Below are 12242 nucleotides of genomic sequence, written 5' to 3' on the forward strand. Positions count from 1 at the left end.
GCTGTTGGGTTTTGGCTGCACCTGCTTGGCCGTTGGCGGCTGAGTAAGGTGAAGTACATCAAATGCGGGTGTGGCTTAAATGCTCCAGCGAGCACTCAACAAACGTTCGTTCAACAGGCCCGGTTCCAGCGGTTTCGGCCGGCGGGCCATAGCGCCGACAAACTGATCCAGCGCTTCATGCAGACGCTGCTCCAGCGCTGGAGCCAGTTGCGCCGCAGCACTGCCTTCGCCGTAAGCGATCTGGCTGTCCTCGGCGAAAATCCCCTGGAGCATTTCCTGGGCTTTCAGCGCCGACAAAACGGGCTTGAGCGCGTAGTCGACCACCAGCATGTGGGCGATGCTGCCGCCGGTGGCCATCGGCAAGACAATCTTGTGGTTCAAGGCGCGCTCCGGGAGCAGGTCCAACAGAGTTTTCAGAGCGCCGGAGAACGACGCTTTGTAAACCGGTGTGGCGATCAGCAGGCCGTCGGCGTTTTCAATCTGTTGTAGCAAGTCGAGCACCTTCGGGCTGTCGAAGCGGGCGTGAAGCAGGTCTTCGGCCGGGAAATCCCGCACCTGATAACTCACCACTTCCACCCCTTGCTGCTGCAACCAGCGTTGCGAGCGCTCCAGCAGCACCCCGGAACGGGAGCGCAGGCTGGGACTGCCACCGAGTGAGACGACCAGCATTGAGACAATTCCTTAAGCGTTACTGGCGATTCGCGGGTTGCGATCTCGCTTCGATGGAGTGACCTTACCAGCTGATTTATATATCCATAAATCATATTTATTCATTTGGTTATGCGTTTTGGAGATATGCATTTCAACAAACTGCGGGCGAAAAAAAAGGCCGTCGAAACGGCCTGAAATCCCCTGCTCAGTAGCTACCACTGATCGTTCCCACGCTCTGCGTGGGAATGAATCCATGGACGCTCCGCGTCCACTGTGGCGCGGAGCGTCACGGGCGGCATTCCCACGCAGAGCGTGGGAACGATCTGCCCAAGAAGATCACTTGTTCGGCTGTGGCGTCAGGCGCAGGTACGGTTTCACCGCGCGATAGCCTTTCGGAAAGCGCTTTTTGATTTCGTCTTCATCCTTGAGCGAAGGCACGATCACCACTTCTTCACCGTCCTGCCAGTTGGCCGGGGTGGCTACCTTGTAGTTGTCGGTGAGCTGCAGCGAATCGATCACCCGCAGAATCTCGTGGAAGTTGCGCCCGGTGCTCGCTGGATAGGTGATGGTCAAACGAACCTTCTTGTTCGGATCGATCACGAACAGCGAGCGCACGGTCAGCGTGTCGTTGGCGTTCGGGTGGATCAGATCATAGAGATCGGAGACCTTGCGATCGGCATCGGCCAGGATCGGAAAGTTGACGACAGTGTTCTGGGTTTCGTTGATGTCTTCGATCCACTTGTGGTGCGAATCCACCGGGTCGACCGACAGCGCGATGGCTTTGACGCCGCGTTTGCTGAACTCATCCTTGAGCTTGGCGGTGAAGCCCAGCTCAGTGGTGCACACCGGGGTGAAGTCCGCCGGGTGGGAGAACAGCACGCCCCAGCTATCGCCCAGCCATTCGTGGAAACGAATCTTGCCGGCGCTGGAATCCTGTTCGAAATCGGGGGCGATGTCGCCGAGTCTGAGGCTCATGATGCTGCTCCTGATGAGTTGTTCGAGACCTCAACTGTAGCCCGGGATTTGCCATCGTGAAAAAGAATAAATAATGAGATATCTAGATCATAAATGAATATTAAACATCTGTTCACTGGACGCTCGGCGGCATCCCGACGAACATCAGCCGCAAGGTTCGAGAAGGCCTTGAGTTGCTGTAAAGAGGGGAATTTCGAGGCAGGCTTACGGGGGTGAGCCTGACTCGAAAATGCAAAAGCCCCGTCCGGCGCGATGCCGGACGGGGCTTTTTTTACATCAACGAATCGAGACGCGCTATTACAGCAGCGGGATCGAGTAGCTGACGATCAGGCGGTTTTCATCCTGGTCACGCTGACCTGGGATGTCGTTGCGCCAGGTAGCGTTTTTCCACATCAGGCCCAGGTTTTTCAGCGGGCCCTCTGGTACGACGTAACCGACGGTCAGGTCGCGTTCCCACTCGGAACGGCCATTGCCGTTTTCACGACCGTTGGTGCCCACGGTGTCGATGTTGTCGCCACGCAGGTAAACCATACCGGCAGTCAGACCAGGTACACCGATTTTGGCGAAGTCATACGAGTAGCGTGCTTGCCAGGTTTTCTCGCCGGCACGACCGAATTTCTGGATCTGCATGTCGGTGATGGTGTAGTTCGACGAGCCGTCGCCCTGGTTCAGCCAAGGGAAGTCGCTGCTGCCGTTGGAAACCTGGTAACCGCCACCGAAGGTGTGACCTTCAACGGTGTAGAGGAACAGGCCGCTGTACAGGTTGTTGTCGACTTCGCCACGACCGTTACGGAAACCGGTGTAGTTACCCGAGCTGTAGTAAGCCGAATCGTTGCCGTTCTTGCCGTCGTTGGAGCTGTTGAAGTAACGGAAGTCGGACTTCAAAACGCCCGGGCCGATTGCCCAGTTGTGAACCAGACCCAGGAAGTGCTGCTTGTAGAAGTCTTCCAGGTTGCCGTAGTAGTACTGGGCAGTCAGGTCTTTGGTGATCTTGTAGTCACCACCGGCGTAGATGAACTTGTTGCTGTCACGGAATGCAGTGCCACGGGAGTTGGCGCCACCAATCGAAAGGTTTTCGTTGTTGCTGGAGTTACGCCCCTTCACGGCTTCGATCTGACCACCGACCAGGGTCAGGTCCTTGATGTCGCCGGAAGTGATCTGGCCACCCTGCCAGGTTTGTGGCAGCAGACGACCGTCGTTGGTCACGATGACCGGGTTCTTCGGCTGCAGAGTACCCAGCTTCAACTCAGTCTGGGAGATCTTGGCTTTGGCGGTCAGGCCCAGGCTCGAGAAGTTATCAACCGCTTCGCCGTTGGACTTGCTCGGGAACACAGTGCCGCCGTAAGAGGAAGCAGTGGCGCCGTTGGTGCCGCCGCCCGAATCCAGACGCACGCCCAGCAGGCCGATGGCGTCGATACCGAAGCCGACGGTGCCCTGGGTGTAACCGGAAATGAAGCGCAGGTCGAAGCCTTGGCCCCACTCTTCCTGCTTGTTCTGAGCGCCAGCAGCTTTGGTGCCCGAATCGCGGTTATCGGTGTTGATGTAGAAGTTACGCAGCCCCAAAGTAGCTTTGCTGTCTTCGATGAAACCGGCGGCGCCTGCCTGCTGCGCCATAACCCCTACGGCCACAGCCAGGGCCAAGGTGGACTTGTTCATGTAAAGCTCCTCTCGTTTCTAATTCTTGTGTTCCTGGCCCTGGGTCTGATGCCCCGGGTCCTAAGATGCGCGATTAGCGCCAGACCGTGACTGACAAGTCAATCGTAACCTTGTATGTCTACGACCAAGGTCTAATCGCAGTGATTTGGTCCGTGCAGAGTAAAGATTTCCTGATAAACCCAAAAAGAATTTATTCATTCTTTTTCATATCATTTCGGAATATGGCCAGTATCTTGCCACCTCCGCCGGGAAACAGCGTATCGGCGACTAAGCTCATTCCTAAATGGTATTTGTTAGCCTTTTTTTATATCGATTAGCTTTGGCGCAACCGCAATTCGTCAAACCCTATCGAAAAGGCGACGCCATGATGGCCAAACGCGCACTATCTAGTCAATTTGTTACAGTTTGTGTGTCAGCACTGATTTCTTTTTCTGCCCATGCCGCCAACCTCACGGTCGGCTATCAAACCGGTATCGACCCGAGCAAAGTCCCCCAGGCCGACGGTGTTTACGAGAAAACCATCGGCGAGAAAATCGACTGGCGCCGCTTCAACAGTGGCCCGGAAGTTGTGACAGCCATTGCTTCGGGTGACGTGCAGATCGGCAACCTCGGCTCCAGCCCGTTGGCGGCCGCCGCTTCGCGCAATCTGCCGATTGTGGCATTCATCGTTTCAGCGCAGATCAATGCCGCCGAAGCCTTTGTGGTGCGCAATGGCAGCGGTATCAACACACCCCAGGACCTGATTGGCAAAACCATCGCCACACCCTTCGTTTCCACCTCCCACTACAGCCTGCTCGGCGCACTCAAGCACTGGGGCCTGGACGCCTCGAAAGTCAAAGTGGTGAACCTGCAACCCGCAGAGATCGCCGCCGCGTGGAAGCGCGGAGATATTGATGGTGCGTTTGTCTGGTCGCCAGCGCTGGGTGAAATCCGCAAGACCGGCAAGACCCTCACCGATGCTGCCCAAGTCGGTCAGTGGGGCGCGCCAACCTTCGAAGTCTGGGTCGCCCGTAAAGACTTCGCCGAAAAGCATCCTGAGGTCGTGGCCAAATTTGCCAAAGTCACTCTAGACGCGTTTGCCGATTACGCCAGCCATAAAGACAGCTGGACGGCTGAGTCCGAACCTGTGCAAAAAATCGCCAAATTGACCGGTGCCAACGCCGCCGATGTGCCGGAATTGCTTGCGGGTTCGGCGTTCCCGGATGCCAAGGCACAGCAAACCACCGCGCTGCTGGATGGCGGCACGGCGAAAGCGATTGGCGAGACGGCGAAGTTTTTGAAGGAACAGGGCAAGGTTGAAACGGTGCTGCCGGATTATTCGGCGTATGTCAGCGCGAAATTCATCACCGAGTAATTGATCGTTCCCACACAGCGCGTGGGAACCATCGGGCGCAGTCAGAGGGGCTTTTCGAAGATTTTCGAATTGCGCTGGAAGTTGTACAGCGAAGCCCGTGCTGCTGGCAGGCGTTCAACGCTGCTCGGTTCGAATCCACGCTCACGGAACCAGTGCGCGGTGCGGGTGGTGAGGACAAATAGCGTCTTCAAACCCTGCGCCCGCGCGCGGGTCTCAATGCGCTCCAGCAGTTCATCACCGCGGCCGCCATGGCGATACTCCGGGTTCACTGCCAGACACGCCAGTTCACCGGCGTCGGAATCGGCAATCTGATACAGCGCCGCGCAGGCGATGATCATGCCTTCACGCTCGACCACGCTGAACTGCTCGATCTCACGCTCCAGCACTTCGCGCGAACGACGTACAAGAATCCCCTGCTCTTCCAGCGGACTGATCAAGTCGAGCAAGCCGCCGACGTCTTCAATCGCCGCCTCGCGGACCAGTTCGAATTGTTCCTGCGCGACCAGCGTACCGCCACCGTCACGGGTAAACAGCTCGGTCAGCAGTGCGCCGTCTTCGGCGTAACTGACAATATGGCTGCGCGCGACACCGCCACGGCAAGCCTCGGCGGCAGCATCGAGCAGTTCTGCCTGATAGTTGCTGCCCAGACGCTGCAAATGCGCCGGCACTTGCTGTGGACGCAGCTCGCGCACCAGTTTGCCGTTCTCGTCGATCAGACCGAGGTCAGCACCGAACAGCAGCAGTTTGTCGGCGCCCAGGTCGATGGCGGCGCGGGTGGCGACGTCTTCGCAGGCGAGGTTGAAAATTTCACCGGTTGGCGAGTAACCCAACGGTGACAGCAGCACAATCGAGCGCTCATCGAGCAGACGATTGATGCCCTTGCGGTCAACCCGGCGCACTTCGCCGGTGTGGTGATAGTCGACACCTTCGAGCACGCCGATCGGCCGCGCGGTAACGAGGTTGCCGCTGGCCACGCGCAGACGCGAGCCTTGCATCGGCGACGACGCCATGTCCATCGACAGGCGCGCTTCGATGGCGATGCGCAGCTGTCCGACCGCATCGATCACGCACTCCAGCGTCGCTGCATCGGTGATGCGCATGCCGTGGTGATAATGCGGGGTCAGGCCGCGCGCGGCGAGGCGGGTTTCAATCTGCGGGCGCGAACCGTGCACCAGCACCAGGCGCACGCCGAGGCTGTGCAGCAGGACGATGTCGTGGACGATGTTGCCGAAATTCGGATGCTCCACGCCGTCGCCAGGCAGCATGACGACGAAGGTGCAGTCGCGGTGGGCATTGATGTAAGGGGACGCGTGACGAAGCCAATTAACGTATTCGGGCATGAACCTGGGCCTGTAATAAATAGCAGCCGAAAAAGGGGCGAAACGGAAAACGCACAGCGGGCTGATGGTTATCGTCGGAACAGGCTTGGCGACACGCGCGCTCTCCTCATGAAAACGGGTTGGATTCCCACTAATTTACCGACCTCCCCTGTAGGAGCTGCCGCAGGCTGCGATTTTTTGATCTTCTGAAACAAAAGCAAAAGATCGCAGCCTGCGGCAGCTCCTACAAGGGAGCCGTTCAATTCTTCAGGCAGTAATGTTCAATCAGTTGCCGTAATAGATGCACGGTAGGCTGCAAACGTGACATTTCAAGGTACTCGCCGGGCTGATGCGCACAGGCAATGTCGCCGGGGCCGAGCACGATGGTTTCGCAGCCAAGGCGCTGAAGATAAGGCGCTTCGGTACCAAACGCTACTGCTTCGGCGCTATGACCGGTGAGCTTTTCGGCGATGCGCACCAGTTCGGCGTCTTCATCCTGCTCGAACGGCGGCACTTCCGGGAACAACGGTTTGTAATCGATCTTGACCTGATGCCGCTCAGCCACCGGGTTGAGCTTGCGCAGAATCTCCGCACGCAGGACTTTCGGGTCCATGCCCGGCAATGGCCGCAGGTCGAATTCCAGCGAACACTGGCCGCAGATACGGTTGGGATTATCGCCGCCATGGATACAGCCGAAGTTCATCGTCGGTTGCGGCACGCTGAACTGCGGATTGTTGAATTCGCGCTGCCACAGCAGGCGCAGGCCGCGCAGTTCGCCGATGGCATCGTGCATCGCTTCGAGGGCGCTGTGGCCCAGACGCGGATCCGACGAATGGCCGCTCTGCCCGAGAATGTCGATGCGCTCCATCATGATGCCCTTGTGCATGCGGATCGGCTTGAGCCCGGTCGGCTCGCCGATTACCGCCGCACGACCCAGCGGACGCCCGGCCTCGGCGAGTGCGCGGGCGCCGGACATCGAGCTTTCTTCATCGCAGGTAGCAAGGATCAGCAACGGTTGCTTGAACGGTTGATCAAGCAGCGGCTGCACGGCTTCGATGATCAGGGCGAAAAAACCCTTCATGTCGCAACTGCCCAACCCGACCCAGCGGCCATCGACTTCGGTGAGCTTCAGTGGATCGGTCTGCCACAACGCATCGTCGTACGGCACCGTGTCGCTGTGGCCGGCCAGCACCAGCCCGCCGGGGCCGCTGCCGAAACTGGCGAGCAGGTTGAATTTGCCCGGGCTAACCTGCTGAATGTCGCAGCTGAAACCCAGATCCCCCAGCCAGCCGGCGAGCAGATCGATCACCGCCCGATTGGATTGATCGAGGTTCGGTTGGGTACAGCTGACCGATGGCGCGGCGATCAGCGCAGCGAACTGGTCTTGCATGGACGGCAAAGGCATCGCTGACTCCAACTCCCGATTTGAAGTCCATCATAGAACCATCCGGCGTCAGGAATAAACCGCCGCAGGGCGTAGGACGAATCAGTCCTGTACACTGCACGGCCTTGGCAGCCACATATTCCCCGGCTGCGCTCCCGATCCTGGATTTTCCGGCCATGCAGAAAGAAACCGAAATCAAACTCCGCGTCAGCCGCGAAACCCTCGCTGCACTGCGCGAGCACCCGTTACTGAAAAAACGCAACAAAAGTGGCTGGGAACGCCGTGAGTTGATGAACCAGTACTTCGACACCCCCGAGCGCGATCTGGCTCAGGCCAAAGTCGCCCTGCGCCTGCGCAAGGACGGTGACGAAGTGATTCAGACCCTCAAGACCCGTGGCCAGAGCGTCGCCGGTCTGTCCGAGCGTAATGAATACGACTGGAAGTTGCCGAAAGCCAAGCTCGACGTGAAGAAACTCGACGGCGAATGCTGGCCCGAGTCGCTGGCCGAACTGGACAAGAAGACCCTCAAGCCGATCTTCACCACCGATTTCGTCCGCGAACGCGCCGAAATCGCTTGGGGCCGTGGCAAATCCAAAGTGGTTATCGAAGCCGCGCTGGACCTCGGTCACGTTGTGGTCGGCAAGCAGAAGGAAGAAATCTGCGAGCTGGAGCTGGAATTGCGCGAAGGCGAGCCTGCCGCGCTGCTGGAACTGGCTGCCGAACTGGCCGAAACCCTGGCGCTGATGCCGTGCGACATCAGCAAGGCTGAGCGCGGCTACCGTTTGTACGACGCCAACAGCTACTCGCTGAGCCTGCCGGCGCCGGAACTGACCCCGGAAACCCAACTCGACGACGCCTTTGCCGCACTGAGCTGGCATTTGCTCGGCAGCAGCCAGCGTCTGGCTGAACAGTATCGCTTCAACGGCCACTGGCGCCTGTTGCTCGACTGGGTTGAAAACCTCGCCGAAATGCGTGCTCTGCTCAGCAGCCTCGGCCAGGCCGCACCGCGTCAGTCGACCCACGATTTGCGTGTGGCGCTGGATGCATTGCTGGAAGACTGGCGCCCACTGGTGCAGGCCGGTATCGAAGACGAAGACGTGCGCAAAGCCGCGCCGGAGCAGTTCCTCGAAGAACTCGAAGATCCGCGCTGGGGCCTGTTCTCGCTGACCACGTCGCGCTGGTTGCTGGCTCGCACCTGGACCGCCGAGCGCAACGTGCGTGGTAACCGTCAGGGTGGCGCGCAGTTGCACAGCTGGTTGCCGCGCCTGTTGGGCGAAGAAGCCACGGCCCTGCAATTGCAGCGTTATCAGCAGCAGCCGCAAGATCTGGCTGAACAGCTGCCGCGTATCGAGCGTATTCAGGTCTGGCTGCACCACGCCCGTAACGTGCTGGAGATCCCGGAAATGGATCGCTTGTACGGCGAGCTGAACAAGCTGGCGCAACTGGCCAACGAGCCGACGATCACTGACGAACTGCTCGATGCGCGCAAGCAGCAGGCGATTGCGGTTTACCAGAATCGCGCGTGGAAAATGCTCCTGCGTATGTAACACCGCTAAAAGATCGCAGCCTTCGGCAGCTCCTACCTTTGGAATGCATTTCCCCTGTAGGAGCTGCCGAAGGCTGCGATCTTTTGCTTTATCGCAAGACAGGCAAACTGGTTGTGGACTTGATCTCCGACAACGCCACGATCGAATTCACTTCCTGAATCCCCGGCACCAGCGACAGCTTCTCGAAAAAAAACCGCTCATACGCCTCAATATCGGCCGCGACGATGCGCAACAGAAAATCCACCGCGCCCATCAGCACATAACACTCCAGCACCTCCGGAAAGCCGCGAATCGCCTCGGTGAACTCGGTGAAGTTCGAACGCCCGTGGGCGTTGAGTTTGATCTCGGCAAAGATCTGCGTATTCAGGCCAATCTTCTTGCGGTCGAGCAAGGTCACCTGGCCGCGAATGATCCCCTCCTCCTTCATCCGCTGAATCCGCCGCCAGCACGGCGATTGCGACAGGCCGACCTGTTCGGCGATCTGCGCGCTCGACAGCGAAGCGTCCTCTTGCAGCAAGGCGAGAATCTTTCGGTCGTAGCTGTCCAGTTCACTATGCATAAAAAAACCTCAAAGGCTTGTTTCCGAGAATTGATCATTTCGATCAATCGCCAATAACGCCGATCATAGCCAAGAAATACCCCGCGTCGAATGTAAAAATTCCTCCAGAGATTTTGGAGACTCGTCATGCCTCACCTTGAAGCCGTCACCACCCCGCCAACCCACGCCGATGTCTGGAACGTCAGCAACAGCCATTGCCTGGCGCAGTATCAGATCCTCGCCGAGGCCGAGCCGGATTTGCTGGTGCGGGTGCTCAACCTGTTCGCGCTACAGTTCCTCACGCCCGAGCAGGTCAACGTGCAGCGCATGGACGATCTGCTGTCGATCGACCTGGTTATGGGCGGGTTGAGCTGGCACCGTGCGCAAGTGATCGCGGAAAAACTTCGTAACCTGATCAGCGTCTGTTCGGTCAATCTGCAAAACGCCGACAGCGCTTGGGATTCCCCCGCGCAAGCCGCTGGCTGACAAATCCGGCAACGCCTTCGTCGGGTAGTGGCCCAACGGTCTGCGGGGCCGCGACTATTCTTTTGCGCACTGTCGCTCAAAAGGAAGCCCGCATGTCCGTTCAACTCGCCACTCAGGACCGCTGGCTGGAACTCAATGATGTACTGCGTGAACTGGTCGCCCAAGGCTTTATCGGCCAGGACGCGGCGGAGCAGGCGCTGAACGCCCGTCGCCGTCACGCCGCCCACGGCCAGATGCATCCACTGGAGTTCATCGCCAGTCAGCAACTCGACGACCTTAGCCGTCCAGGCAAACACCTCGACCTGGAAAGCCTGACCCTGTGGCTGGCGCAACAGGCCGGTCAGCCGTATCTGCGTATCGACCCGCTGAAAATCAACGTCGCCGCGATCACACCGTTGATGTCCTACGCCTTCGCACAACGGCACAAGATTCTCGCCGTGGCGGTCGACCGCGACTCGGTCACCGTTGCCAGCGCCCAGCCATATGTCATCGGCTGGGAGGCCGATCTCACCCACGTATTGAAGCTGCCGATCAAACGGGTGGTGGCCAACCCGGCAGATATCCAGCGCTTCAGCGTCGAGTTCTTCCGCCTGGCCAAATCGGTCAGCGGCGCCAGCAATGCCGATCAGCAGAGCGGCAATCTCGGCAACTTCGAACAACTGCTCAACCTCGGCGCCAGCGATCAGGAGCCGGACGCCAACGACGCGCACATCGTCAACATCGTCGACTGGCTGTTCCAGTACGCCTTCCAGCAGCGCGCCAGTGATATCCATATCGAACCGCGCCGCGAGCAAGGCACCGTGCGTTTTCGCATCGACGGCGTGCTGCACAACGTCTACCAATTTCCGCCGCAGGTGACCATGGCGATTGTCAGTCGCCTGAAAAGCCTCGGACGGATGAACGTCGCCGAAAAGCGCAAACCCCAGGACGGCCGGGTCAAGACCAAGACCCCGGACGGCGGCGAAGTGGAGCTGCGGCTTTCGACCCTGCCTACAGCGTTCGGCGAAAAAATGGTCATGCGGATTTTCGACCCGGAAGTGCTGCTCAAGGATTTCGACCAGTTGGGTTTCAGCGCCGACGACCTGCGCCGCTGGCAGGACATGACCCGTCAGCCCAACGGCATCATTCTGGTCACCGGGCCGACCGGTTCAGGCAAGACCACTACGCTCTACACCACGCTGAAAAAACTGGCGACGCCGGAGGTCAACCTCTGCACCATCGAAGACCCGATCGAAATGGTCGAGCCGGCGTTCAACCAGATGCAGGTGCAGCACAACATCGACCTGAGCTTCGCCGCCGGGGTGCGCGCACTGATGCGGCAGGACCCGGACATCATCATGATCGGCGAGATCCGCGACCTCGAAACCGCCGAAATGGCGATTCAGGCGGCGCTCACCGGGCACTTGGTGTTGTCGACACTGCACACCAACGACGCCCCCAGCGCGATCAGCCGTTTGCTCGAACTCGGCGTGCCGCACTACCTGATCAAAGCCACCGTGCTCGGGGTCATGGCCCAGCGTTTGGTGCGCACCTTGTGCCCGCATTGCAAGGCGCCGCTGACGCTCGAAGACGAAGACTGGCAAACCCTGACCCGCCCGTGGCAAGCGCCGTTGCCGAGCAACGCGCAACGCGCCATCGGTTGCGTGGAATGCCGCGACACCGGCTATCGCGGCCGCGCCGGGGTCTACGAGATCATGCAACTGAGCGACAGCCTCAAGGCGTTCATCACCCCGGACACCGACCTCACGGCTATCCGTCGCCAGGCGTTCAAGGAAGGCATGCGCAGTTTGCGATTGTCCGGCGCGCAGAAAGTTGCGGCGGGGCTGACGACGGTGGAAGAAGTGCTGCGCGTGACGCCGCAAAGCGAGCAGAAATGAGCCGCCACGGAACCGGATCGGGGAAATGGCGATCCAAGGCCCTAGTTAACCCCCAGGAGTCACCTCATCATGCGTCTCAAACTTGCTGTTGCCACACTGGCCTTGCTGTCCCTTCCCGTTGGTTCGGCCATGGCGGACAGCTTTTGGCGTAACGTCATCTCGTCCGGTGCCACCACCGGTTCGACCTATCTGACCTTCAAGGATCACAAACTGATCATCGCCGCGCAGGACGATGCCGGCAGCTTCGTTGCCAGTGACGGTGGCATTCGCGGGCCGTATCTGGAAGCCGCGATGCAGAAAGTCCGCGCCGACAATCCGGGCCTGCAGGCGTCGGACATGGAACTGGCGAACGCGATTCTGGCGAAGAACGCGGTGGCTTCCGAGTAGCTCAAAAGCAAAAGATCGCAGCCTGCGGCAGCTCCTACATGTGAATGCGTTCCCATGTAGGAGCTGCC

11 protein-coding genes are annotated in these 12242 nt (G+C 59.2%); 5 read left to right on the top strand and 6 right to left on the bottom strand.

Annotated elements, in window-relative coordinates; translation table 11 throughout:
* Positions 1 to 75: 75 nt before the first annotated feature.
* The 3 genes from ssuE to RMV17_RS28245 all read right to left on the bottom strand — a co-directional run bounded on the left by ssuE (position 76) and on the right by RMV17_RS28245 (position 3282).
* The gene (gene ssuE / locus RMV17_RS28235) at positions 76 to 669 is read right to left on the bottom strand and encodes an NADPH-dependent FMN reductase (protein WP_034151973.1); all 594 of its coding nucleotides are present in this window, start codon (positions 667 to 669) and stop codon (positions 76 to 78) included.
* 318 nt (positions 670 to 987) lie between these two features.
* Complete coding sequence (locus RMV17_RS28240) at positions 988 to 1626, bottom strand: peroxiredoxin (RefSeq protein WP_311884166.1); 639 nt, start codon at positions 1624 to 1626, stop codon at positions 988 to 990.
* Positions 1627 to 1923: 297 nt separating this feature from the next.
* A complete protein-coding gene (locus tag RMV17_RS28245; RefSeq protein ID WP_034151975.1) occupies positions 1924 to 3282 on the bottom strand; it encodes an OprD family porin in 1359 nt (452 codons plus the stop codon).
* A 364-nt stretch (positions 3283 to 3646) separates the two neighbouring features.
* Between RMV17_RS28245 and tauA the strand changes: the two genes are divergently transcribed.
* Positions 3647 to 4636: a taurine ABC transporter substrate-binding protein gene (gene tauA / locus RMV17_RS28250; protein ID WP_409373107.1), complete on the top strand. Its 990-nt coding sequence runs from the start codon at positions 3647 to 3649 to the stop codon at positions 4634 to 4636.
* A gap of 41 nt (positions 4637 to 4677) precedes the next feature.
* On the opposite strand, the gene argA is transcribed toward tauA, so the two are convergent.
* Complete coding sequence (gene argA / locus RMV17_RS28255) at positions 4678 to 5976, bottom strand: amino-acid N-acetyltransferase (RefSeq protein WP_034151976.1); 1299 nt, start codon at positions 5974 to 5976, stop codon at positions 4678 to 4680.
* Between the two features lie 238 nt (positions 5977 to 6214).
* Positions 6215 to 7360: an acetylornithine deacetylase gene (gene argE / locus RMV17_RS28260; RefSeq protein WP_158961080.1), complete on the bottom strand. Its 1146-nt coding sequence runs from the start codon at positions 7358 to 7360 to the stop codon at positions 6215 to 6217.
* Between the two features lie 155 nt (positions 7361 to 7515).
* Between argE and RMV17_RS28265 the strand changes: the two genes are divergently transcribed.
* Positions 7516 to 8886 (top strand): CYTH domain-containing protein, encoded by a 1371-nt coding sequence (locus RMV17_RS28265; protein WP_311884170.1) that lies wholly within the window; start codon positions 7516 to 7518, stop codon positions 8884 to 8886.
* A gap of 88 nt (positions 8887 to 8974) precedes the next feature.
* Here the strand turns inward: RMV17_RS28265 and RMV17_RS28270 are convergent, their stop codons facing one another.
* On the bottom strand, positions 8975 to 9445 hold the full coding sequence (locus RMV17_RS28270) for an Lrp/AsnC family transcriptional regulator (protein ID WP_007913818.1): 471 nt from the start codon (positions 9443 to 9445) through the stop codon (positions 8975 to 8977).
* A 126-nt stretch (positions 9446 to 9571) separates the two neighbouring features.
* Between RMV17_RS28270 and RMV17_RS28275 the strand changes: the two genes are divergently transcribed.
* The 3 genes from RMV17_RS28275 to RMV17_RS28285 all read left to right on the top strand — a co-directional run bounded on the left by RMV17_RS28275 (position 9572) and on the right by RMV17_RS28285 (position 12174).
* Positions 9572 to 9910 (top strand): hypothetical protein, encoded by a 339-nt coding sequence (locus RMV17_RS28275; RefSeq protein WP_311884175.1) that lies wholly within the window; start codon positions 9572 to 9574, stop codon positions 9908 to 9910.
* A gap of 92 nt (positions 9911 to 10002) precedes the next feature.
* Entirely contained in the window at positions 10003 to 11787 is a 1785-nt protein-coding gene (locus tag RMV17_RS28280) for a GspE/PulE family protein (protein ID WP_034151980.1), read from the top strand.
* Between the two features lie 66 nt (positions 11788 to 11853).
* Positions 11854 to 12174: a DUF2388 domain-containing protein gene (locus RMV17_RS28285; RefSeq protein ID WP_174245147.1), complete on the top strand. Its 321-nt coding sequence runs from the start codon at positions 11854 to 11856 to the stop codon at positions 12172 to 12174.
* Positions 12175 to 12242: the final 68 nt, after the last annotated feature.

Origin of the sequence: Pseudomonas sp. VD-NE ins, from assembly GCF_031882575.1 — a bacterium.
GTDB classification, from domain to species: domain Bacteria; phylum Pseudomonadota; class Gammaproteobacteria; order Pseudomonadales; family Pseudomonadaceae; genus Aquipseudomonas; species Aquipseudomonas fluorescens_BZ.

Excerpts from the sequence above, each read along its gene's own strand:
- RMV17_RS28270 (WP_007913818.1), bottom strand. The coding sequence starts at position 9,445 with ATGCATAGTGAACTGGACAGCTACGACCGAAAGATTCTCGCCTTGCTG.
- RMV17_RS28280 (WP_034151980.1), top strand. The coding sequence starts at position 10,003 with ATGTCCGTTCAACTCGCCACTCAGGACCGCTGGCTGGAACTCAATGAT.
- ssuE (WP_034151973.1), bottom strand. The coding sequence starts at position 669 with ATGCTGGTCGTCTCACTCGGTGGCAGTCCCAGCCTGCGCTCCCGTTCC.
- argA (WP_034151976.1), bottom strand. The coding sequence starts at position 5,976 with ATGCCCGAATACGTTAATTGGCTTCGTCACGCGTCCCCTTACATCAAT.
- RMV17_RS28240 (WP_311884166.1), bottom strand. The coding sequence starts at position 1,626 with ATGAGCCTCAGACTCGGCGACATCGCCCCCGATTTCGAACAGGATTCC.
- RMV17_RS28265 (WP_311884170.1), top strand. The coding sequence starts at position 7,516 with ATGCAGAAAGAAACCGAAATCAAACTCCGCGTCAGCCGCGAAACCCTC.
- RMV17_RS28275 (WP_311884175.1), top strand. The coding sequence starts at position 9,572 with ATGCCTCACCTTGAAGCCGTCACCACCCCGCCAACCCACGCCGATGTC.
- RMV17_RS28245 (WP_034151975.1), bottom strand. The coding sequence starts at position 3,282 with ATGAACAAGTCCACCTTGGCCCTGGCTGTGGCCGTAGGGGTTATGGCG.
- argE (WP_158961080.1), bottom strand. The coding sequence starts at position 7,360 with ATGCCTTTGCCGTCCATGCAAGACCAGTTCGCTGCGCTGATCGCCGCG.
- tauA (WP_409373107.1), top strand. The coding sequence starts at position 3,647 with ATGATGGCCAAACGCGCACTATCTAGTCAATTTGTTACAGTTTGTGTG.